The 22733-nt window shown below is 62.0% G+C and carries 18 protein-coding genes; 5 read left to right on the plus strand and 13 right to left on the minus strand.

All coding sequences use genetic code 11. The features are described 5' to 3' along the window. Window positions 1-6: 6 nt before the first annotated feature. Genes E2E30_RS19465 through E2E30_RS19480 form a run of 4 tightly spaced genes read left to right on the plus strand, consistent with a single transcriptional unit; the run spans window position 7 to window position 5240 of the window. Window positions 7-249, plus strand: a complete 243-nt coding sequence (locus E2E30_RS19465; RefSeq protein WP_133192318.1) for an AbrB/MazE/SpoVT family DNA-binding domain-containing protein — start codon at window positions 7-9, stop codon at window positions 247-249. Continuing rightward, window positions 246-635, plus strand: a complete 390-nt coding sequence (locus tag E2E30_RS19470) for a type II toxin-antitoxin system VapC family toxin (protein ID WP_133192319.1) — start codon at window positions 246-248, stop codon at window positions 633-635. The genes E2E30_RS19465 and E2E30_RS19470 overlap by 4 nt, the downstream gene beginning before the upstream one ends. 9 nt (window positions 636-644) lie before the next feature. Continuing rightward, window positions 645-1598, plus strand: coding sequence for an aminotransferase (locus tag E2E30_RS19475; RefSeq protein ID WP_133192320.1), 954 nt, complete (start codon window positions 645-647; stop codon window positions 1596-1598). 3 nt (window positions 1599-1601) lie between these two features. Continuing rightward, a complete protein-coding gene (locus tag E2E30_RS19480) occupies window positions 1602-5240 on the plus strand; it encodes a DEAD/DEAH box helicase (protein ID WP_133192321.1) in 3639 nt (1212 codons plus the stop codon). Between the two features lie 154 nt (window positions 5241-5394). Here E2E30_RS19480 and E2E30_RS19485 read toward each other — a convergent pair whose 3' ends face one another. The 4 genes from E2E30_RS19485 to E2E30_RS19505 form a co-directional block, all read right to left on the minus strand. Continuing rightward, a complete protein-coding gene (locus tag E2E30_RS19485) occupies window positions 5395-6837 on the minus strand; it encodes a Swt1 family HEPN domain-containing protein (RefSeq protein ID WP_133192322.1) in 1443 nt (480 codons plus the stop codon). Window positions 6838-7227: 390 nt separating this feature from the next. Next, the gene (locus tag E2E30_RS19490) at window positions 7228-8565 is read right to left on the minus strand and encodes an ATP-binding protein (RefSeq protein ID WP_133192323.1); all 1338 of its coding nucleotides are present in this window, start codon (window positions 8563-8565) and stop codon (window positions 7228-7230) included. A 669-nt stretch (window positions 8566-9234) separates the two neighbouring features. After that, entirely contained in the window at window positions 9235-10434 is a 1200-nt protein-coding gene (locus tag E2E30_RS19500) for an IS256 family transposase (protein WP_133192324.1), read from the minus strand. Between the two features lie 925 nt (window positions 10435-11359). Beyond that, complete coding sequence (locus tag E2E30_RS19505; RefSeq protein ID WP_240699133.1) at window positions 11360-11596, minus strand: hypothetical protein; 237 nt, start codon at window positions 11594-11596, stop codon at window positions 11360-11362. A gap of 125 nt (window positions 11597-11721) precedes the next feature. On the opposite strand from E2E30_RS19505, the gene E2E30_RS19510 reads away from it, so the two are divergent. Continuing rightward, window positions 11722-11973, plus strand: coding sequence for a hypothetical protein (locus E2E30_RS19510; RefSeq protein ID WP_133192325.1), 252 nt, complete (start codon window positions 11722-11724; stop codon window positions 11971-11973). Here the strand turns inward: E2E30_RS19510 and E2E30_RS19515 are convergent. The 9 genes from E2E30_RS19515 to traW form a co-directional block, all read right to left on the minus strand. Beyond that, entirely contained in the window at window positions 11954-15217 is a 3264-nt protein-coding gene (locus E2E30_RS19515) for a conjugal transfer protein TraG N-terminal domain-containing protein (protein WP_133192326.1), read from the minus strand. The two genes, E2E30_RS19510 and E2E30_RS19515, sit on opposite strands and share 20 nt — an antisense overlap. A gap of 24 nt (window positions 15218-15241) precedes the next feature. Continuing rightward, window positions 15242-16708 carry a conjugal transfer protein TraH gene (locus tag E2E30_RS19520; RefSeq protein ID WP_133192327.1) on the minus strand — a complete coding sequence of 489 codons (1467 nt, stop codon included), beginning with the start codon at window positions 16706-16708 and terminating at the stop codon, window positions 15242-15244. Then, window positions 16708-17490, minus strand: coding sequence for a conjugal transfer protein TraF (gene traF / locus E2E30_RS19525; RefSeq protein WP_409349179.1), 783 nt, complete (start codon window positions 17488-17490; stop codon window positions 16708-16710). The genes E2E30_RS19520 and traF overlap by 1 nt, the downstream gene beginning before the upstream one ends. A gap of 143 nt (window positions 17491-17633) precedes the next feature. Further along, complete coding sequence (locus E2E30_RS19530; RefSeq protein WP_133192329.1) at window positions 17634-18041, minus strand: hypothetical protein; 408 nt, start codon at window positions 18039-18041, stop codon at window positions 17634-17636. After that, window positions 18038-20032, minus strand: coding sequence for a conjugal transfer protein TraN (locus E2E30_RS19535; RefSeq protein ID WP_133192330.1), 1995 nt, complete (start codon window positions 20030-20032; stop codon window positions 18038-18040). The genes E2E30_RS19530 and E2E30_RS19535 overlap by 4 nt, the downstream gene beginning before the upstream one ends. Before the next feature lie 2 nt (window positions 20033-20034). Next, complete coding sequence (trbC, locus tag E2E30_RS19540) at window positions 20035-20778, minus strand: type-F conjugative transfer system pilin assembly protein TrbC (RefSeq protein ID WP_133192331.1); 744 nt, start codon at window positions 20776-20778, stop codon at window positions 20035-20037. Window positions 20779-20789: 11 nt separating this feature from the next. Further along, window positions 20790-21803 carry a conjugal transfer pilus assembly protein TraU gene (gene traU / locus E2E30_RS19545; RefSeq protein ID WP_133192332.1) on the minus strand — a complete coding sequence of 338 codons (1014 nt, stop codon included), beginning with the start codon at window positions 21801-21803 and terminating at the stop codon, window positions 20790-20792. Continuing rightward, window positions 21800-22084 carry a hypothetical protein gene (locus E2E30_RS19550; protein ID WP_133192333.1) on the minus strand — a complete coding sequence of 95 codons (285 nt, stop codon included), beginning with the start codon at window positions 22082-22084 and terminating at the stop codon, window positions 21800-21802. Before E2E30_RS19550 ends, traU begins: the two co-directional genes overlap by 4 nt. Continuing rightward, entirely contained in the window at window positions 22081-22710 is a 630-nt protein-coding gene (traW, locus tag E2E30_RS19555) for a type-F conjugative transfer system protein TraW (protein ID WP_133192334.1), read from the minus strand. The genes E2E30_RS19550 and traW overlap by 4 nt, the downstream gene beginning before the upstream one ends. Window positions 22711-22733: the final 23 nt, after the last annotated feature.

The raw sequence follows: 22733 nt of genomic DNA on the forward strand, positions 1-22733 counted from the left end.
TGTCACATGACGCTGCAGGTCAACATCACACCCAATGGGCGCATGAGCCTACCGGTAGGCATTCGCAAGCGTCTGGGACTTGAAGAGGGCGGCGTGGTTCTGATCGAGGAAACGCCTGATGGCGTTATCCTTCGGACGGTTGGGCAGGCGGTGGCCAAGGCGCAGGCGATTGCCAAACGGTACGCGCAACAGCCTGGCGTGTCTGTTGATGACTTTCTGGCGTCACGGCACCAGGACAGCGGCGAATGACCCATGTCGTCCTCGATGCCTCGGCGATCCTTGCGTTGCTGAAGGGTGAGCGCGGCGCGAGCAAGGTCGCCGGCGTGATCGCCGACGCGTCGGTCTGCGCGATCAACCAGGCCGAGGTCATCAGCCACTTCGTCCATCTTGGCGCGCCCTTGGACGATGTGCGTATGATGCTCGGTGCCTTGCCCTACACCGTCGTACCCGCCGACGACAGCTTGGCATGGGAAGCTGGAAGCTTACGGGCCGCAACCGCCAACGCCGGCCTGTCGCTCGGTGATCGCTTCTGCCTTGCGCTGGCGCGCCGCCTCGGCGTCAGCGCCTATACCGCTGATCGTGCGTGGAAAGACGTCGCAGGCGAAACCGCTATCAAGGTCGTCATCATCCGCTAGGCTCCACGCGTGCACACCGAACCGCCCCCTCTTTCTGCACTTCAGGCATGGCTTGATGCCTATGGCACGGTCGAGGATCGTTACGGGCATCTCCTGCTCGAACAGATTCAACCCATCGATCAGGCACTGATCGATGCATTGAAGCCGTATTTCGAATCCGCCCACCTCGATGCCCGCGAACATTTCCATCAGCAGGTCGGGATCGACCTCCATCCCGATGCCACCGCTTCCGGCGCTCACGCCTGCTATCCTGATTGCCTGCCTATTGTAGCGCGCCGCGGCCTGTTCGGCGAGGTAATCGCAGGCCTCGTCACACAAGCCTACGCTGACGAGCTGGTCGGCGAGCATCCCTGGTCGGTGCCGATCTTCCTCTTCCGCTTTCACGCCGATGTTGAAAGCTATCTGTGGGATCTACGGTACGATCCGAGCCGCAAGCGGCAGGTGTTCGGGCGATTCGGCTCCGATTTTGTCGGCATCCGGCTCGACGCGACCGGCCGCGTCATCCGCGTAATCGTCGGTGAGGCCAAATGGCGTGCCTCACTGACCGACTCCGCAGTAGCCGCTTTGCTCCACGGCGAGAAGAACGCCACCTGCCCCACAACGGGTGAGAAGATCCACAATGGGCAGGGCATTTGGTTCGAGGTCAACCGTGACAGCGTCGTGCCAAAGGGACTTCGCCAGTTGCAACGCCTGCTTGAGCTGCGTGACCCGATCAATCACGCGAGTGCAATCGCTTCGATGGACGCTGCCATCACCGCGGCAACGCCAACGCTTGCCCGCACCAACCTCGTTGTCATAGCCGGCAACGCTGCCAAGAAGCGCAAGAAGCTCAGCGTGCTGGTGCCGTGGGAGCAACCACCCGCCGAGTATCAGTCTGGGCACGACCTCCAAGTCGTTGAGCTTATTCTCGACGGCGGTGAGGCACTGATCGACGGCCTCTACTCGTCCCTGTGGAAGGCCTGAGCCGTGGCTGACGAAGAGCGACGGCTGGTGGCCGAGCAAGTGCGCGATCGTCTTGCGATCGAAAACGCGCTGACGCGACCGCAAGCACGCGCCTTCGTGCGCTGCCTCCAGGCAACCTGGCAAGTTCCGACGATCCAGTGGGCATCTGAGGAGTCGGAAGGTCAGCTCAGCGATGCACGTCGGCTGCTTCATGCCGCCCACATCTTTCGTACGCTTGATGGGCCGTCCTCACCCGGCGCGATCGACTGCTATCGTCGGACGGGTGAGTTGCTCGAGTGGCTCGCGCGCGCCGACGATGGCTTGCGCACGGTAGTGCCGATCGAACTTCTGGCGGCTGGCGCGTACCAGCTCGGTGGCCTGCCTGCGATGGCGGCCGGGCTGCTTGCCCAGGTCACCTCGGACCAGAATGGCGTTCGACTTCTGGCAGCGTTCCTGCGGGCCGACTTCAACGCGGTGATGGCGCAGGCTGCCGATTTCTGGAGTGACCATCCCCATCTCACCGGTGCGGACCAAGGCACTTTGCTCGCCGCTGCCCTGAACGAGGCCGAGCATGAGGATGGTGACCGTGTCACCTGGTACTTCACCATCGAGCTTGTCCGATGCGTGGGACTCGTCGCGGACTGCCTGCGTCGCGGCGACGATGTGCGCCTCGAGCGAGCGCTCGCCAAGCTGCACGCGCTCGATGAGATGGCGGCCCGCACCTTCAGCGACGACGCGGCACTTGTCCTCTCGCTCATTCGCGACGTCGCTGATCGCTACGCCACCGCCTCCATCTACAAGCCGCTACGTGCGCTCGCCACCTTGCGTCCTGAGCGGCTCGACACACTCAGCGCCTATGCGCGCGACCAGTTCAGCCGCGGCCGCGGCATCTTGTGGACCTCGCAACTACACGGCCTCGAACGCTTGTTGCAGGACGATTCCTTTGCGCTGTGTACGCCAACCGGCTCGGGAAAGACGCTCGTTGCCAACCTGGCGATCGTTAAGGAGCTGCTGCTGCGCGCCGAGCCTTCAATGATCGGTCCGCTGGCACTCTACATCGTGCCATCTCGGGCGCTCGCCAACGAGGTCGAAGCCAAACTGACGTCCGAGCTCGGCCGTGAATGCCTGATCACCGGTCTTTATGGAGGGTCTGACTGGGGCGTCACCGACGCTTGGCTAACCACCGAGCGGCCCGTCGTACTGATCGCCACGGTCGAGAAGGCCGACGCGCTGATGCGCTATCTCGGCCCACTTTTGTTGGCGCGGCTCAAGCTCCTCATCCTCGATGAGGCGCATCAGGTTGTGCCCGACGCGAGTGACTCCACGCGGGTCAGCTTCGCCGAGCACAGCAATCGATCGATCCGGCTGGAGGCATTGGTCGCGCGGATCGTCGCGAAACAGCCCGACATCGCGCGCATCGCGCTGACCGCGGTTGCCGGGGGCGCGGCTCAGCCGGTGGCGCGGTGGATCGAGGGACGCCCTGATGCCCAGGCGGTCGGCGTTCGGTATCGCAGTACGCGGCAAGTGATCGGCGTCCTCGAAACGGCACCCAATCGCGCAGGGCGGGTGCTGCTCGACCTAATGAACGGTCGTCCGCTTTATCTGCGGGGGCAGGACGATCCGGTATACCTGCCGCTGCGCGTCGCTCCCATGCCACAGCTGCCGTCATCGTGGCGCAACAGCCTCAACCGCTTCAATACGCTAAGCGTGTTGTGGACAGCGCTGCACCTCGTCGAGGAAGATCAGCGGATCCTTATCTCGGTGGCGCAAGAGCCCGAGCAGACCATGCGCTGGTACAAGGAAGCGCTCGAGCTTGCCCCTTGGCGAGCGATCCTTCAATTCCAGCCACCAGAAGGCACGCAGCGTGTGCGGTTCGATGAGGCGCGCGCAGCCTGCCTCGATTATTGCGGCAACGACAGCTTCGAGCTGTTCCTGCTCGATCGGGGGATCGCCACCAGTCACGGACAGATGCCGCAGCGATTGCGTCGACTGATGGTCGAGATGATCGACCAGCGTATCTGTCCTATCACGGTTGCCACCGCGACGCTGACAGAAGGGGTCAACCTTCCGTTCGATCTGATCTTCCTGACTTCGCTGAAGCGGCGCTCGTGGGATCCCGTCGCCGAGCAGCCGATCATTGCCCCGCTTGCGACCGCGGAGTTTCGTAATCTTGCCGGGCGAGCGGGACGCCCAGGTGCCTCACGAGGGATCGAAGGCCTGACGCTCGTCGCACTTCCAAGCCAGATCTCCACCACTGCGGCGGGATCGCAGCGGACCCAGCGCCGGCAACTCGCCGACCTGAGCGCGGACTATGAGCGGCTGCGCGACGCGCTCGTGATCGAGGAGCGCGACGCCGATGCGGTGCCATCGCCGTTGGTTATGCTGCTGGAGCTGATCTGGGATCGCGCTTTCCGGTTGCTCGGAGTGTCGCCCGACGACTTCCTGAACTGGCTTGAGGTAACCGCTCCGGTCACTGTGAGCGGCGCCGCGGGTACCGGAGCGGTGGATCCGCTGGCACGCCTGGCTGACGCCATGGATGAGATCGACGGCCTAGCTCTCGCCATGATCGAGGAGTTCCAGCAATTCAGCGACGGCGATATGCCTCGTGCTTCCGTCGAAGCGCATCTTGTCAGCGTCTGGCAACGAACCTTCAGTGCTGCGGCAAGCGCGCAGGAAGCATGGCTCGAACAAGCATTCATTCGACGTGGTGTCGGGATCGTTACGCAGCTTTATCCTGATCGCGCAGAGCGCAGCCGCCTTTACCAGTTCGGCTTTACGCCCGTGATCGGGCGGCGGTTCGCCGCGATCGCACCTTCGATCCATGCTGAGATCGTAGCTGCGGTTGACTATGGCATCCTCAGCCCGGCGCAACGCATCGACGTCTTCGAGCGGATTGGCGGATTGATAGAACAGGACCGGGGATACGGTTTTCGCGTGCGGCGGACCGACACCGATGAAGGTCTGCTCGAACGATGGAACGACGTCCTCGGCTGGTGGCTGAACGAACCGGCCATTGCCCCGCCCCCAGCTGAGCAGCTGCGGGCCTGGCAACGCTTCGTAGCGGACAATATCGAATATCGTCTGGGCATGGCACTCGGCGCGGTCGTGGCGCAGGCCTGGTCGAGCGGAGCAGCGGACGTTTTGACGATCCCGACGCTGAGCGACTGGAAAGAAACGACCGGCCTTCCCTGGTTCGGCTTCTGGGCGCGTGAGCTGCTCCGGTGGGGCACCCATGATCCCCTTGTCGCCTTCTCGCTCTCACAAGGGCTTGCCAAGACGCGGGAGGAGGCGTCAGGCCGACGCCCTGCATTCGAGCAATGGCTGCGGTCGGTGAACCCCGCCCCCGCGCCTGACGACCACATCGATCCGCAGCGTTTTCTCGAGTGGCAGGAGACGCTGCCGCGCACTGCTACGGCGTCCACTGCCGTCACCCGATTTGCCGCGAACCTGACCGGTACCAACGGCCAGCGCGGGCGGTACGCCGTTATGCCTGTCCTCCGCGAGGGGGGTGTCGCGTGGATCGACGCTGCTGGTTTCGAGCTCGCGGTCACTCCTGCCAGTCCGGGAACGCTGAAGCTCAGCCGGCGCGCACGTGGCAGTGACTATGTGCTCGAAACTATTGGGCCATCTTCAAGCGTCGTGCGGTCGTTCCGACCCAGCTAGAGCGCTTTTCGATCAGTCTGCATCGTAGCCGCAGGCTGCGAAGTAGTTGGCGCACTCCTGGAGCGAGTAGAGGTCGAGGATGCGACCGATGGCGTTCCATCGGACGTCGTCGACACCGCTTGCTCGAGTTGCCCGGCCGTGGCTGTCCGGAGGCTCAATGCTCGCGTCCGATCCAGCGCAATAACCTCCGGCCATCGGCCGACAGCATGATCAGGTCCTCAAGCGCGAGGACACGCGGGTGCGAGGCGGCATGCCGGATCGGCTTGATACGCGCCATCGTCTCCTTGAGCGCGTCGAGCGAGCCGAACTTAGCGGCGAAGAGGCCCCAGTTCTCACCATGACCGATGATCGTCGCCCACCAATCGAAGTCGGCATAGGCGATAAGGTGCGAAGGCTGCCTCCCCTCTTCCTCATCCTTTCGGCGTCGACGGCGCATCTGGCCGCGGTAATCGCCCGGCACCTGCATGATCCACTCGTCACCATAAGCCGTCTCGAGCGTCCCCTGCACGAACGCCATCAGTCGTCGTTCGAGACGGCGCAGCATCCGGCCGACGAGGTCGTCGACCTCGAAACCGTCGTCGGACGCGCCGGGCTCAAACCGCAACCCGAATGGTTCGAGCATCGCCATCACAATCTGTGTCGGGAGGGATGATAGCGTGGGGTCGAAGCCGCGATCGTATTGATCAGCAACGCGTAGCAGCGGATCTTCGGACCCGATGTCGCCGGGCTCTTCACCGCGATAGTCACCGAACCGCGCGCGCAGCTCGGCCGTCACCGCCGCTTCGCGGGGATCGAGGTTTGCAACGACGCCGCCTAGGTGCGCGAAGCGCGTCATGGCGTCGAGCGACAAGTCCGGACGATCCTCACGCACCCAAGCCGAACCGAGATTGCCTACACCCCCTTGCACCCGGGTGAGCCAGTTGGGGTAGGGCGACAGCGCGGTCCAGCCACTCGTCCGCTCGATGACCATCTCAATCTCGCTGCGCGTCGCTGCCCGAACCGGTGGGAAAAGATCGGCATGCGCCGCGCGCAGCGCCGTTCCCGTTGCCTCGGCGAGGCCTCGTTCAATGCGTTCGGCGACGTCGCCGAACAGGCGAGACGCCGCTGCCGTAGTCTCGTCGTGCCGGGTGGTAAGCCCGGCAGCGATCGAGCCGAGCGAGCCAACTCCTGCGATGTCGCGCAGGATGCGATCGTAGCGTTCGTCATAGGTCGAGCGCAGCCCCATTACGGAAGAGGCCAACTCGGCGCCGGCGAAGCGGGTCCGCCCTAGCGCCAATGCTGTCTCCGCGGCGCTCAATCCAATCGACCGGCTAGCCAGCGCGGCGACTTTGTCGGTTTCGATGAAACCTTGGACTGACCCTGCTGCTGCTTTTCGCGCAGCAGCGAGCGCACCGCCCTGATCGAGGCCGCCCTGATTAATCAGCGAGCGCGTCGATCCACCGATCAGGCCAGTAGCCTCGGCGTACGCCTTGGTGATGGCAAGCTCGGTCGCGCTCGGCTTGAGATAGAGTTTCGCCATTTCACTAGCCAAGTTGCCGCTGATCGCGTCACGCATCGCCCGATCAACGATTGATCCGCCCGTCAGCTGGCGAAACATGCGGTCTGTGGCAGTCTCGTGCAGCCCAAATCCGCCGGTCGCTAGCCGCACCTGCTCTGCAATGTTCTTCTGCGCCGCGAAAGCGGCCGACGTCGTGCCGAGCGTATCGCCCGCCGCTGCCCGCCCGACCCCACCGATGTCGAATGGCGTGAGGCCGCGCGCGGCCTTGCCGAGAGGATCGTTGGCAAATGTCACAGGGCAGTCCTCTGATCCGGGTGACGTTGGCCCACGTTTACGGCAGGTTCGGCTCTTCCGTCGAGTGTTGATAACCGTGCATAATCGCCGCTGTTTAGCGCCTCACGGTAGACTGTTATTGCACCGTTAGGCTACAACTAAGCCGTGGCGAGCCCCCTCACCTAGCACGCGTTGGCGGGTCCGATCTGACTACACCTAACGGAAGGCATGCAGCGTTAGACGACCGGCAGTCGAGGAACCAACCCACCGCTCAGTCGTGGCGGAAGACAATTCAACGGCTTCCTGCTCGCTGTTGAGGCACACCAAGGTCTGGATGGGGGGCTCATCGAGCGCCTGGACACCGTCGAGCACACGTCGCTGATTGTCGGCGTCGAGGCGCAGGAACATGCTGGAATCGATGACAAGCATCCATGGCACCGGTCGTGGGTCGGAACGCATCACCCGCAACGCGATATCGAGAATCGTGAAGGTATATTCTGCTCCGCCCAGATTCTCGGTCGGCAGAAAATGGGAAGAGCCGGCCACCTGCACCTCGACGCTATAGGCGCCCGTCCGACGGACTCGCGATCCGAATGTAGTGCTGCAGAAAAGTGGTTCACGAAGCGCGTCCCACAGTTGTGCCTCGCTGAGGGCAAGCTGCGGCGCCAAGGCGCGCAGATCGCGGCGGAACGGATCTTTCAGGTCGCTCGGCCGATAGGCCTGATTGTCGACATAGACGACATTGAACAGTGTCTGCGGCCAACTCGCCGACACGTTGCCATCGACTTCGACCTGTAACCGTTGTGGGCGGCGCTGCGGCAAGCGCTTCAGCTCAACCAGTTCCTCGCTCAACCTCACCGAAGTGCGTGCCCCCTTAATCGACGCTGCAGCTTCGATGACGCCTGCTTGCGAAGCAGACTTAAAAAGCCCCCACCGCTTCTCGAGCGCGGCGAGGTTACGACCTCCCGACAAGGCCGCGAGACACTCGCAGAAGGTGGACTTGCCCGAGTTGTTGAGACCAAAGACGATGTTATGGCGTCCGAACTTGACGGCAGCCCGAGATCGAAAAGGGCCGATATTCTCGATCGCCAAGTCGGTGATGCCGTGTTGAACCAAGCTATCCGCAGCGGCGACGCGCCGATAGACCCAATCCTCGTGCGACACCTTCCACCGTCTTAGTTCATCGACCGTCTCTTTGCTGGCGTTATCGTCGACTTGCTTGGCGTGAACCCGGCACAACCAAATGCCGTTGGCCTCTGCCTGGCGCTCGGTCTTCGTCAGCTTGACGTCATACCGTGGACCTCCCGGCGATGCCGCGGTGATATGCGCGGCCTCGCCGACATTGGTCAGCTTCGTCCCGCGATCTTCTGAGGGCCCGATCGTCAACTGCTGGCAAAGCGGATGCGAGCAGATATAGCCGGCCCGCTGCGCCATCAGCAACTTGACCGCCGGTGTGAAATCGTCGCGGATGATTCCCTCCTTGATCGCTCGGTGGTGCCGCTGAGTGCAGTGGCCCGATGCCCCCCCTTTTGCGTAGATTGTACGATCGTGCAATCGAGGCGCAGTACCTGATACCGATAGGGTATACCTTGAGAGGACCAGCAAGCGGCTGGTGCTTTATACGCCATTCGACAACTTAAAAAGGACTGGATAAACAAGCATCATGTATCGAAGACCACAGCATGTTCATTCGAGCCTACCTCTGCGCCTCCACCTCCGAACAGGACGCGTCACGCGCACGTGGAGCTCTGGATGCCTTCGCTGTGGAGCGAGGCTTAGCAGGCCAGCTCAGCTGCAGCGGCCCCCGAGTTCTTATGATGTTTGTTATGACATTCTCGGTGGGCAGGCACACACTTTTTCAACTCCTGCTCGAGCTTCGTAGGGCTAGCTTTAGTGAACATTTTTCTAATCTCGCCCAGTTTCGGCCCCTCAATATGATGCCAATGCAATAACCCCACGACACTACGATCAATCTTATATTTACAAAAGTAGCAGTTCCCTTCGCTTTTTGCGAAAGCGTCATCGATCAGATCTCTATTGCGAACCTGCTGAGAAATGGAAAGTGTCATGGCTCTTTACCATTATGGCCGTTGGAGTTCAGCGATTGGGTATGCCCTTAGCTACCTGACCTAGCAACCGCGCATGGTTCGAAAGATCGTGTCCCACCGCGTGGTGTAGCTTCAGCGGCGTAGCCGCCTTGATCTCCGGGCATAGCCGGGTCGATCACGCCGCCATGGACGACAACGTGACCGTGGGATCATCGCTCAATTGCGTGACGCTTTCCAGTGTCATGTAGCGTCCCCGCTGAACCGCCCACTCATCGTTTTGCTCGAGCAGGATGGCACCGACGAGACGGGTAATGGCATCCTCGTTGGGGAAGATTCCGACGACATTGGTGCGCCGCTTGATCTCGCCGTTGAGGCGTTCGAGCGGATTGGTCGAATGTAGCTTGGTGCGATGCTGCGGCGGGAACGACATGTAGGCGAGCACGTCCTCCTCCGCCGTATCCATCAGCTTTGCGAGTTTAGGAACGCTGGGTCTGAGCTGGTCGGCGACCTTGCGCCATTGCCCCTTGGCGGCCTCCGGCGTCTCCTGTGCGTAAGCGGTGGCAATGAAGGCCGAGACGACGCGCCGCCCGCTCTTGCCGGCATGGGCCGTGGCGTTACGCGCGAAATGCACGCGGCACCGTTGCCACGTTGCGCTGAACACCCGCGATACGGCAGCTTTGATGCCCTCGTGGGCATCCGAGATGATGAGCTTCACGCCGCGTAGGCCCCGCCGTGCGAGGCCGCGGAGGAAGTCCGTCCAGAACGTCTCGGCCTCCGACGCACCGATCGCCATGCCGAGCACCTCGCGCCTGCCGTCACTGTTCACGCCGACCGCGATGGTGACCGCGACCGAGACGATCCGGCCAGCCTGACGCACTTTCAGGTACGTCGCGTCGATCCACACGTACGGCCAGTCGCCCTCGATAGGCCGGTCAAGAAACGCTTTCACGCGGACATCGATCTCCTCGCAAAGCCGGCTCACCTGGCTCTTTGAGATGCCGCTCATACCCATGGCCTTCACCAGGTCGTCGACCGAACGGGTCGAGATGCCTTGGATGTACGCCTCCTGGACGACCGCGGTCAGCGCTTTCTCGGAAAGGCGCCGGGGCTCCAGGAAGGCGAGAAAGTAGCTGCCCGTCCTCAGCTTGGGGATGCGCAATTCGACCGTGCCGGCCCGCGTCTCCCAGTCCCGCTCGCGGTAACCGTTACGTTGGGCAAGCCGGTCACTGCTCTTCTCGCCATATCCCGCGCCGGTCAGGTTGCCGACCTCCAGGTCCATCAGCCGCTGCGCGGCAAAGCCAATCATTTCGCGTAGGAAATCTGCATCCGCGCTCTTTCCCATCAGCGCCTGCAGGTTCATCGTATCGTCGGTCATCGAAGGTCTCCTTTGGTTGAGTCTTGCAACCCAAACCTATCCGAAGATCTTCGATGGCCACCCGTGAACCTGACCGGCCGCTACAGCGCTGGATGATAGCGCGCGGCCGGTCAGCTTCACTACCGCTGAGCTACACCACCACCCGGGACACGACCGTTCGAGACCGTTCGAACCGTTCGAAAGCCGCGACCGTCGCGCCTTTTCGCCGCTCTAGCACACTCCGACCAAATGGTTCATTTTCAGATATAGTTCGTCGATCTTATCGACGAGGACCAGGTCGCTAATATCTTGCAGCACTTTGACGCCAAGTCGCGCTTTGGCGCCTTTCGGCTCGGAAAAAGTGCGTTGACCGAAATGTCCGGACATTCTCACCTGCCCGCTGTTTGAGCGCACGGAACGCCTCCCATTGCATCAATACAAGGATCGGCTTTCCGCCCCGAGTTACGATGATCCGATCCATCCGACTCCTCTCGATCACAGCCGCCCCGTGCTGCCTTAAGTGAGAGATGTCCATCTTGACTTCACGACGTGGGTAGCGTCGCCTCGAACCAATTTGCAACATTTAGATCCCCGTTTGGCGCGGAACGATCGCGAGCACAATCTGACTACGGATTTATTCGGTTTAATCCAAGCTGGAGGCATAACTGGTGCTGCGCAGATCGGCTCTCAGCTTCTCCCATCTACGCTAAAAAACCAGACTATTATCGTTGAACGTCCTTCCACCGGCAATCCGACCCATCAGGTAATCTGCCAATATACGGACGATGAGGCTGAGACCGTCTGATTCCCTTCGTCAGAAGGTCATCCACGTTGTCGGTTGTCAGTTCTCCTGCCTCTTTCGGGACGAGGTCTTATTTTCCATTCTACTACATTGGCTTACACAATTTTCGCCAATCTACGAAATCCAACCAAGGTGAGACTGGTCTCAATTGGTTGCAAAGAGTCTCAATTGACATGAACAGTGACACCAGACGTAAGCTTTTTCGTGATCGCTGACCGGTTCGGCTTTTCCCCAGGCAACATCCTGAAACTGCCGCTGGGCAGCGCTTCTCGGTCGCCGTTCGCGCAGCCGTAGCGCCTCGTAGAAGCCGAGGTGCACCGCCAACAGCTCCTCGTATCGGGCGGCGATGCGAGGGTCCTTATCTGCCTCGTTCACCGTCATCGCGCTCCCTGTAGCGTCGAGAAGAACAAACGCGGGAAACTCCTCGCCTAGTTCAATCTGGTCTGCTACGCTTTGCAAGCGTAAATCGTGTCCGCATGGGCCGATTGGGTGCAGGAGGAGCGGCCATGTTGAACCATGATACTGGCCAGATGGACTGGCGAGATCCAAGCTCGGCTTCAACTAATAACGGCTACCTCAATCCGAACAACGTGTATGATCAAATGACACATGTGGGACGCGAGGCACTTTACGATGCACCTCGCCCCGTGACGGCCGAGCACGCCGAGGTCGAAGACAACAGGTACGCAAAAGCGTTCTTCGTGGCCATTCTAGTGTTCATGCTGGTCGCCTGTTTCATCATTCCCGGCCGTTCTTGAGCTGATATTTCTTAGGATCGACCGGGGCGCCATCCTTCCATAGCTCGTAATGGAGATGAGGACCGGTCGACCTACCTGTGGTCCCGACCCGACCTAGAACAGAGCCCGCTTCGATACTGCTTCCGACTGGAAAGGCCGAACGGTCCTGCATGTGGAAGTACTTGCTCTGCGATCCATCGCTGTGCTGTAGCACGAGGTAGTTTCCGGCCCCGCCTTCTTGAAACTCGTTCTTCATGACCCGGCCAGATGCGGGCGCTCGGATCTGGGTGCCAGCCGCAGCAGCGATATCCACCCCACGATGATGGTGACCCGGCTGCCCCGTCACCGGATCAATCCGTCCTCCCATGTTCGAGCTCAGCCGGCCCGAAATCGGTAGGATCGCGCGCTCACCCCGCGGTAGTTCATAAACGTGGCTCGTCCCCTGGCCCACGCCCAGCGTGTCGCGCGCCCAATCACGGGCGCCCTCGACGCCCGGCAGCGTCGTCGGGATCCACGCATCGTTCCGCTCACGAACATGATCGCCAAGTCGCCCAGCGGTCCCTCTGGCGTCATCGACCTGGTTCCCAACATCGAAGGCGCCGCGAGTGATCCGCGCGGACGCATTCGGTATTGCGTCAGACACCTCACCGGCGAGATCGTGGTCACGAGAGCTATCACGGACTGAGACCTCTGGTCCTTGCGCGGCAACGCCACCAGCTCGGCGTCCTCCCCACTGCTGAACACCCGCCGCGGTGGTCGACGCGGGTCCATGCAGGTTGTTGCTCAGTCGATCAGGGACGTTGACACCAAGCTCCTCACGCACTGCCGATACCCGCCGGTCCATGAAGTCGCTCAAGAGGATATCGCGAACCTGCTCCTGCTGTGGAGTGCGCGGCATGACCATGCCGGGCGTCCAGCCCGACTGTGATAGGTTGTCGTCCTGCAGAAGCCGCTCCTGCGCGTATGTGACGAACTCTTGCGTTTCGTTTCGGCTGAGCGACCAGCCTCTCGAGGACGCTTCGCGGACGTCGTTGCTGACGCGCTGAAAGGTCTCCTCGGCGCGAGTGGCTTCAAGAGAAGCGGACCGCGACTCGCCGACACTAACCCCCAGCTTTTGGGAAAGCGATCGCACTTCGCTGTCACCGCTAGTGCTAGTCTCTCGGAAGAAATCGTCACGGGCTGCTCGAGCCTGTATCGTGTTAGTTTCTCTATTTAGATACTCGTTTAGCTCGCCGTAGGCATTGTCTGCCGAGACATTGCGGTTAGTGTTCTCGATTGCTGTCGAAGCTAGTTTTCCGCTCAGGCCGGCTCTTCCGGTGACACCCCAAAGCTTCTTAAGAGCCTCAATACCAGCGCTGGCCTCCCCCGAGGTCTGTGAAGCACGAGCGACCTGTTGAGCATCAGCTTCGCTCAAGCCGAAGCGATGGCTAAGGCCAGTGGCAAGGCTGCGCGACGCATCCGTCATCTTTGCTACGCTGTTATTGAAGCCCGAGCCCGTTTCGGTCGAGCTGCCGCGGCGGTGCTCCGAGGCGGTAAGCAGATCGGTAGCTGTTGTCGCTGTCGCGTTCCACGATTGGGATGCCGAGTTACGCAACGATTCGGTGTGGGACTGCCCGTCCGAAAGAGCGCGGCTCATCTGACTGTCGAAACCGGCCGTTCGCGTGGGTTGGAAGCCGAGGCGAGATATACCCTGGGATGTGTCGAACGAGTTCGACCCGTCGGAGAAGCCATACGTCACGCCGCCATCGGCATTCGTGAAGGAGCTAGAGGCATAGCCGGAGTTGAACTTCGGCTGATCGTCAAACTTGTTGGCCTGAGTGTTTCCAGCCGTGAGGTTTTGAAACGAGGTGTTGCCGTACGAGTAATTGCCGGTCGTCCGCTCGGTCGCGGCCTGCTCGGCAGCGCTCTGTGCGGGCTGAAGCATCGACGTCGCGTGTCCCGCGATCGCCATGGCGCCGCGCGCCATGCCGCCGGCGATGAACGGCACGCTCATCATTAAAAAGCCGGCCAAAGTCGTGATGGACTCGTTCACGCTCGCCATGCCGTCGACCACAAGGAGGCTTGGCCCGTTAGGGGAGACAGCATGATACAGGCTCGCCGCCCTGCTCATGACGAACATGTGCAGGATGACGTAGAGCGGCCCCCACGAGGCGAGGTAGAAGAAGCCGGTCGCGTAGCCCTTTAGCGTCTGCACTCCGGTGCGCGGAAACAGAAAGAGCGGAAAGAGCACCGGGAACATGGCGTAGAAGACGACGGTGAGGACGATGCCGAGCAGCGGGACCCATGTCATCGCCTGCTGCGCGATCGAGGTATAGGTGTTCTTTGCCTGGGCGTCAGCGCGCTGCGCCGCATAGGCATCCCACCCGGCCTCGGAGAAGCTCTCCCGCGCCGCAAGGAAGGCGTCGATCATCGAAACCTGCCGCAAATAGCCATACGCGTCGCTGCTCGAGCCGTGCATCTGAGCCGCGACGATCGGCAGATCGTTCTTCAGGCGCTCCGCCGCGATGTCATCGGCCACGCCGGGGTAGGCGCTCTTGCTAAACCAGGGAATATCGTTGTCGTACTCGGCCTTCCACTGGTTGTTCATCCGCGAGTAGGCCTCGTTGCACGGGATAATCGAGTTCTCCGTCGTGTCGGGGCCAGTTGACGTAATCCAACGCTGGCTACGCGCCGGCGAACCAGGACCGATGTCTTCCCAGAGTTTATTGGACTTCGTAAGCTGGTTCATCGACTTGAAGCCGAGTAGTACGTCATAGAACGTGCATTGCTTCAGGTGCTCGTCGATGTTTGCGCGGAACACGCTGTTCGTCAGCTCGAAGGTGCGAGCCTTATCCATCAACCGCGCGCCGTAGATCATCCCGTTGGTCGAGAGCGCGAGCGCGTTCGGCATGACGAAAACTGTCTCGGCCGATCGAGTCAGCCAGTCGCCTGCCTGGCTGGTAAACGACGCCATGACACCGAGGCCCAGAGGCACGTTGTCGACCACGGCCGGCGCCAGCCCCGGATTGATCCGGTCCGTGACCTTGATCGTCACGGTCGGCACCATCAGCATCATGTAGATGAGGGTCGACTGGAGGAACCAGTTAAACCAAGCCCGCCAATCCAGCGAGAAGGCGACGACGAATAGCGAGTAGGTGAGCCCCATCACCATGACGACCTGCAGCATGGAGCGGTAGCCTCCGCCCCCGCACCATGCTGCGACCGCATTCAGGACGTTGACGATGTATTCGCCCCCGCCAATCGTGAAAACCTCGAGCGCGCCCATCGTCCTGGCTCCCTGCCCTGTCGCTTACCGAAGACCCTGCGAGCTTAACCCGCGTCCGAAACGGAGCGAGGCGGTCATCTGCGGGCTCATGGTGTTCTTGAGCGTGGACTCTAGGAACTGCGTTTGCTGGATCACGCGGTAGGTGTTCTGGACCTCGCCAGCCATCTTCGTGCTGCGCCGCGCAAGCTCGGTCTTCACGCTGTCGACCTGCTTGCGCCATGTCTCGAACTCGGTGGTCGAGACGTAGTTCGCGCCCTGCTGCGCCTGGGAGATCGTGTCGAGCATACGATCAAGCATCGAAATGAGGAGATCGATCGCGACCATCTCGGAGAGTGTGGCCTTGTCGCCGGAGCCGAGGCCCATGTGCGCTGCCTCGTTCACGACGAGGATCTTGTAGAGCGGGATGGAGGTCATGCCGAGCAGGTTGATCTCGTCGCCAGACAATGCCGCGTTCGAGCGAATTTTCGCGCTCATGCTATCCATCATCTTCAGGACGCGGGTACGCAGCGCCACTTCCGTTGGGATGCTGAGTTTTTCCGATCTCGGCGAAAGGCAGCCCTTGTCGTCCGTAGTGTCACACGACCAAACATCGGTCGGCGCCGATGCCGTGCCATCAAGAAGGGCTTGGTACGTGTCCCAGCTTGCAGGAGCGATGAATCGGAACCCGCCCATGCTGTCGGCCTTCTTGGTCGAATCGTAGATTATCGTGCCGACCATTGTCATTAAGAACTCGGCGTATTCCTTTGATGGTTTGGTCGCACTTTTCGCGTTGAGCGCGTACCAGGTATAGTTCTTCGACTGAACGAGCTCGGCGTCGTCGCCGCCCTTGGCAATCGTATCCTCGCGCTCACCCTTGTTGGTGCAGCCGTGACGTGCCGAGGCGGCGTCGGAGAAGAAGCCCTTGGCACCACCAACCTGCTGGCAAATCGTCGAGCTTGCGCCATCCATCTTCGGCCAGATCGAGCCGATCGCTTGCTGTGCGGCTTCGCAGCTCGACATATTGAACGCGTTGAGGGCCTGCACGCGCTGGCTCATGTCCTTCATGACACCGCCAATCTGCGCAGATATGCTGTCGATCGCGAGCTGGAAGGCGAAACCGATCGCGTTGTTCGCGGTCGCCTTCAGCGTGGCAACCATCTCGTCGGCATTGATGAAACTGAAGCTGCCGGCGAAGAGATCGATCCCGCCGCAGCCGGCGCGCGCGGAGGGCAATGCCACGCTAACCGGATTGATCGACTTCTGCGGGAAACGGCTCCAAACCGACCCGCCTGAGTAGTATCCGGCCGACTGACCGTTGAACGCAGCCGGACCGGTGACGTTCGCGGAAGAGCCAGCCGCGTTGAAGTAGCTGTTCATCTCCGATCCGACGTCGGCCATCGCCGGCTGCGAGACGAGACCAAACACCGCGAGCAGCATGGTCAGCTGCGCGAAGGTCGCCGCAGCGAGTTTCGCAAGCCGGCGCGGGGTGAAGCACTGGATCAGGCGGCGCATCAGAAGTCGCTCCCGGGTTCGACGCTGGTCAGAGTGAAAATGCGGTCCATCACCTCATCCGCGGCCATGACGCCGTAACCGATGGGCATCGGTCGCTTGGTGACAGTGTCAAAGAGGACAAGCGCCGGCACCTGGCCGCCCTGCATGCCCATGGCGCGATACTGGCCGGTGTCGACGGTGAAGTTCGGAAACGTCTTGGAGGGTCCGCCATCGAGGGAGACCGCCATCACGGTCAGTCCGAAGCGATCCGACACGCTACGCATGATCGGCCCGAACACCTCGCACGCGGCGCAGGCGGACGAGTAGAAGTAGAAGACCCCGTACCGCTTGGAGATTGAGCCCAAGACGCGGTTCTTGTCCGCCGTGCGCGTATCGAGCCATGTGCGCTTGCCCAGCTGGTTAACCGGTCGCTGCAGCGTGTAATCCAGTTCCGGATTCTGCCAGATCGAGCGGCGCCACATGTCCGCAAACGACGAGGCGCGGTTTAGCTGCTGGCGCTGGTAGCTGATGTAGGACGAGACGTTCTCCGGTGTCGGGTCGAGGATCGCCCTCGCCTTCTTCTCGTCCAGTTCCTTACCGATCGCCGCCAGCTGCTCGGCCGCGGACTGCGCGGACTGCGCGGGCTGCGCTGCCTTGCGATCGGCAGGGCTCGGCTTTGGTTTGTCGCAATAGAACCAGGTCCCGAGCTTGCGCTGCTGGCAGTAGAAAGCATCGCCCGTCTGGCTCGCGGTACGACGATCCTCCTCCTCCCGATCGCCGTCAACACCGCCCTGCCCTTGCATGGAAACGCTGTCAGGCAGATCGCCAGGCCCCTCGACGCCGGCGATCGGCTCCTCGGCATACCGGGCCTGAGCGATCGCCGCAGGCGGCACAATTGCTGCCGTCGTGAGAGACGCAACAAGAGCGAGCGTGAGTGTGGTGCGCATTATTGATCCCCGTCCTTGTCCTGGTTCCGGTCCTCGGTCGCCTTGCGGTCGAGGTACGCTTTCATCGTCGAGAGCATGTTCGGCTCATGCGCCGAGATGAGCTTGGTCATGTCGTCCGCGAGGACCCTGAACAGAGAGCCGTAGAGGCCCATCACGATCCCTGCGGTGTGCCGGCGCGGGTAGAGGGTGTCGCCACGACGCAGCACGTAGTTGGCCCTCTCGAGCCGACCTGCCGTCGGCTCGAGATCCGAGACGCCGAGCTTGCAGTCAAACCACGCGTCCAGCGTCGGCAGAAGAAAGGCCAGCGGATGCGGACCGACCCGCATCAGGGCGATCAGCAACGCGAACTCCATGACCGACATGTCGGTGAAGCGGCGATGACGGTCGAAGGGCGCCACATCGCTCATTTCGGCTTCCTCGTTTCGTAATAGTCCTTGATCCGCTGCTGGATCATGGTCGAGGTCGCGAGTTCGTCCGGAAGCTTGGCGGCGTCCGTGAACTCGGCGACGACCTCGGAGAAGTCCATCACCGACAGGTTGAGACGAGAGAACTCGTCGATCGTGAAGCCCTCGCAGGTGCCCTTCTTGGCGCTGCCCCAAGGCTTGCCGAGCTGCGGGCGGCCCTGCTCCTGCAGGATGCGGGTCAGCTTCGAGGCGAAGCAGCAATATGCATCCTTTGAAGTGACACAGATGCCAAGCACCTTGTCAGAGCAGTAGGATCCAAGCTTATGACACAGCCCCTTGTCGTCCTTCTGGTCGAGCTGCTTCTCGGCAGAGCTGCATAACCAAGGGGTCAAGAGCGGTACGCCCTTGCCCGAGCAGCAATTCGAGGCGCCGAAGATCTTCTTGTTGCAGGTCTCGCGCGTGCCCGAGAACAGCGTCAGCGTGCTTTCGTTGAACTCCGCATTGGCTTGCCCCAGGGCGTGGAGCCCGACGACCGCATCCTTGAACTCGGTCGATGCCTCGCGCTCGACGGGTTCGCAGTCTCCATTGATACAATAGACATCACTACCACAGATATACTGCTTGGCGTCGTCCTGCTTGTCAGGAAGCGGGCACTTGTAGACCTTGGTCGAAACCTTGCAGGGGCCATCTTGCGGATCATCAAGGCATTCGTCGCGGACGTAGGTGCATTTCGGATTGCCGGCCAGGCTGGCGCAATCCGAGGTTTGCGTCATGCTGGTGCATGTGTAGCTGCGTTCCCAGTTCCAACACGCGCGGGTGACCTGAACACCGTTGATCGTTCGGGTGGTCGGATCCGGATCGACACAGGTTTCACTTTTGAGCTGGCACGTCTTGCCTGACGTTGTCGCGTTGCACATCGCCTCGTTGCGACGCTCGCTGACGACCTGACCCACCGTTTCCGTCGCATAATAACGCGCCACTGCCGGAGAATCGCACTCGTAGGTGATCTCCTCGCCCTCTTCGGAGTCAGGCTCGAAGCACTTAGTGATCGTGCCTTGGCGGCAGACGTCATAAAGGACGGTGGTGCGCGACCGCTCGCGGCAGATGCCTTGAGCCACGGGCTGGGTAAACGCAGGCGTGCAGCGGCGCGAGGTGTTGTCGTTCGACGTCGGGCGACGACCGATCCAGTTCTCGCAAGTGTAGACATACTTGGTCGACCCAGGGGTCACGTCGACGACGAGCGGCGTACGGCAGACCGCTTCGCCTTCCTCGACCTTGGTGCCCGAGTTGCAAGTCGCTTCGTAATACCCCGCGCTGCCACCCGGGGGCAGAGGTTTGCAGCTGCCGTCAGTTGCCCCCATCGATTGCCCATCGAGAAAGCTGTTCGGATCCTTCTCAACATCCTGCGCCCGCGCGATCTCGCTCGGCGCGAGGGTCACCTTCACACGGTCCGGGTCGGTGACCATCTTCCAAGCATCGTTGCTGCCTACCGCGGCATTGCCGGCCGCGGTTAACCCGTCAGGGTCGTCGGCATAAGCTTCCGCTGGGTTTGCGTTCGGCGAGTAGCCCGGAACGTCGGTCAGAGGCGTCGACGTGGGCAGACTGGCGGCATTCGCGCGAGCCGGCTTGGCGAGCGCTTTCGCGTCTGCCCTGGCCTTGTCCAGGTCCCCTTTGGGGTAGACGTACGGCTGTCCCGCCATCTGCGCGGTAGGTTGCTGCGCCGCCTGCGCGCTCACGGCCGCCTGCGCATTCGTCTGGCTCGGGGCCTGGGTTACCGAAAGGGTCTTGGCTGTCGTGACATTTGCCCGGGGCGTCGGGGTGGGCGTCGGCGCGGGCGTCGCCGACTTGGGCTCGTTGAAATAGGAATAGTCGCCCATGTCGTAATAGCCGCCACCAGACTGGGACTGCGGCTGTCCGCTCGTCTGAGCATCGAGCGCGACGGGAACCGCCAGCAACGCGGCCAAACCGGCGAGGATGAGGCGGCCCCCCGTCATGGTCAGGGAGCCCGGCCGAGGTTGCCGAGCGCGGTCTTTGCGATCAGCGCGCCAGGTCCGTTCGCATCGGCGAAGGTCTCGAGCGCATAGCGAACCGTCACATTGCCGACGATGCGGTCGAAAGGTGGCGGCTCGCTGCGACAGGTGAGGCCGTCGCAAGGTGTGAAGTCCGTGGAGGTGACCACCATGGCGGGCACCGCATCGACGTTGAAGGCACGGAACAGGCGCGGATCGATACCGATCGATGCGAACTGCTGATCCTTGGTGACCACCTTCGAGAGCGCGGCGATGAAGGCCTTGCCCGAGTTGTTCGGGAAGCCGCGGAACACCACCACGCCTCCTGCCGCCGAGGTGTCCGCGATGATCTGCTTGAGCGCTTGCTCCGGCATCGATGTCGAGACGAAGACCATGAATTGCGGCGCGCTGCCGCGATTATCCTTCATGTTCGCCGAGGCCGTCTGGATCATCTCATCAAAGTCGACGGCGCCGGTCGGTCCCTTGGGAAGGGCCGCGCGATCGATCGTCCGAACCTTCTCCATCGCGACCGCGTGGACAGTCTCCGCGTCCTTGCGGAAGGCGTCGCCGCGGCGTTGGACTTCGTTGGATAGAGCCTGCGCGTCGGCCGACATCGTCTCCGAGCGAGCCCGGATTGCGTCGAGGTTCAGTCCCTCGACCGTCTGCGCGATCACGGCAGCGCCGGTGCCTAGCGTGGCGAGCGCGGCTGCGGAAAGGAGGATCTTGCGCATCGGTCCGGCCCTCACAGCATGCAGCAGTTGCGCTTGCGCCAGAGCAGGTAGCCAAAGTCCTCGCCTCCCACAGGGAACGCGCGGCCGGCATCTGGCGGCAGTGTCGATGCACCGATCGGAGAGCAGGCGTACTTCCCGCTCACGGTCGGCGTTGGGTTCGTCATCTGGATCCGGTACTGCGACTTTTTTAGGATCGGCATGATGTACTTGTTGCAGAGCGCCTTGGAGCCCGCTGTGCCCCAGGCGAGACCCTGCCGGTGCATCTTGAACAACAACCGCTCTGCGGCGAGCCGGGACGATTGAACAGGCGAATTGTGCGCAGCGACGTTCCCGTTCATCGGAAACATCGAGCCGTTGCAGCCGTCACACCAGAACATCTGATCGATCGGCAGCTTAGCGGTGGCCGCAGCACAGTCGGCCGCGCACGCCGCGACCGCGATCGGGTTGTTGAACAGCGCGACTTCGGGGTTGATGATCGTGGTCAGCGTGTCGTCGTTCCACAGCGGATCGATTTCCGTGATGTAGGCGACGTCGAACGTCGTTTGCTCGAAACAGGCAAAGTCGGTGAGGATCTCAAGCCAGTAGAGCAGCGGATAGACGTAGTAGTGAGCCTGCCAGTTCGCCGACGCTTGGGTGGAGCCCCCCCTGATCAGCGGCCCCGTGTACTGGCCTTGCCCGATGTCCAGGCCCGGGTTGAGCCGAAGACCGCCAAGGTTCGGAAAGCACCACGGCTTTGTCGTCACGTCGACGAGGCGTGCTGGCTCCCAGAAGCCGATCGCGATGCCGATGCGCGGCACCGGGCTGCCGCAGGCGCAGACCGGGAGATCGGGGTTCTTGGTATCGGGCCGCGATCCCGGCCAGATATGCAAGCCACCGACCGACAGCGGGAACAGGCACGACCAGCAGACGTCGGTAATCGGATTGACGAACTTGCCGGTGCAGTTCGATGGGACTGCGCTCGCCGGCGCCGGCAACAAGGCGAACGCCGCGATGACGCTGAGGAAGGCGAGCAAGCGCCGGATCATGCGGCGTCACCAGCTTCGTGCGCCGCACCGAGTTGATCGAGATAGGCGTTGTCCGCTCGGTTCTTGGCGGTCGCATAGACCGGCACAAGGATGACGAGCATGACGAGTAACGCGGCTGCGATCCCCCCTGCCCCCACGCCAATCGCGCTACGCAACGGCGCCAACGCGAGGATGGTCAGCATCAACAGCGCCGACGAAGCGAGGATCGTCAACCGCATGCTCTTGAGCGAGCGTGTCTCGGGCGCCGCCATCGGCGTCCGAAGCATGTCGAGCCACATCATGACGCGCCTCCCGGCAACTCGATTTCGCTGACCCGCATCGCCTGGCCTTCTGGCGCGACGATCGCGGGGACGTGGGTGATGCCGAAGTGACCTGTCAGCTTGCCTTGCTGGTCGAAGAAGAAGCGGCGCTTCTTCTCGCCCATGCGCTCGAAAGGCGACCCGGCGACGAAGATGATCTTGGCAGCCGTCGCGCTCCAGCGCTTAAGCGCCCAGTCGACTTGCGCATCGTCGCGGCCGTCGATGAAGACGAGGTCCGTCTTGAGCGAAACGAATGCGAGCGGATTTACCCGTGTGCCGGCCGCCGCGACGAGGTTGCCCTTCACGTCCCGCAAATCCCGATCGAGCACGATCGAGGGATCGAAGGTCCAGCTCTTCGCCTCGCGAACCGGCATGATGCCACTTACGGCCAGTGGATTACGGACGCGGTTCTCGGCGTTCGCGCGCATCGTCGCCTGCATGCGCTCGATTCCTCCGTTCGCCTGCAGTGCCTTGAGACGGCCGTCGATCGTCGTCAGGAGGTCAGGCTCGGCGATACCCCAGGTCTGACCCATCACGCCGTGATCACGGGCTAGCGCGCCCTGGACGAGCGGCCATGAAGAGCTCGCGACCAACGCGGAGGCGAACATGCTCGCAGCGAGGAGGCGACGCG

Source organism: Sphingomonas sp. AAP5 (assembly GCF_004354345.1).
In the GTDB taxonomy this organism is placed as follows: domain Bacteria; phylum Pseudomonadota; class Alphaproteobacteria; order Sphingomonadales; family Sphingomonadaceae; genus Sphingomonas; species Sphingomonas glacialis.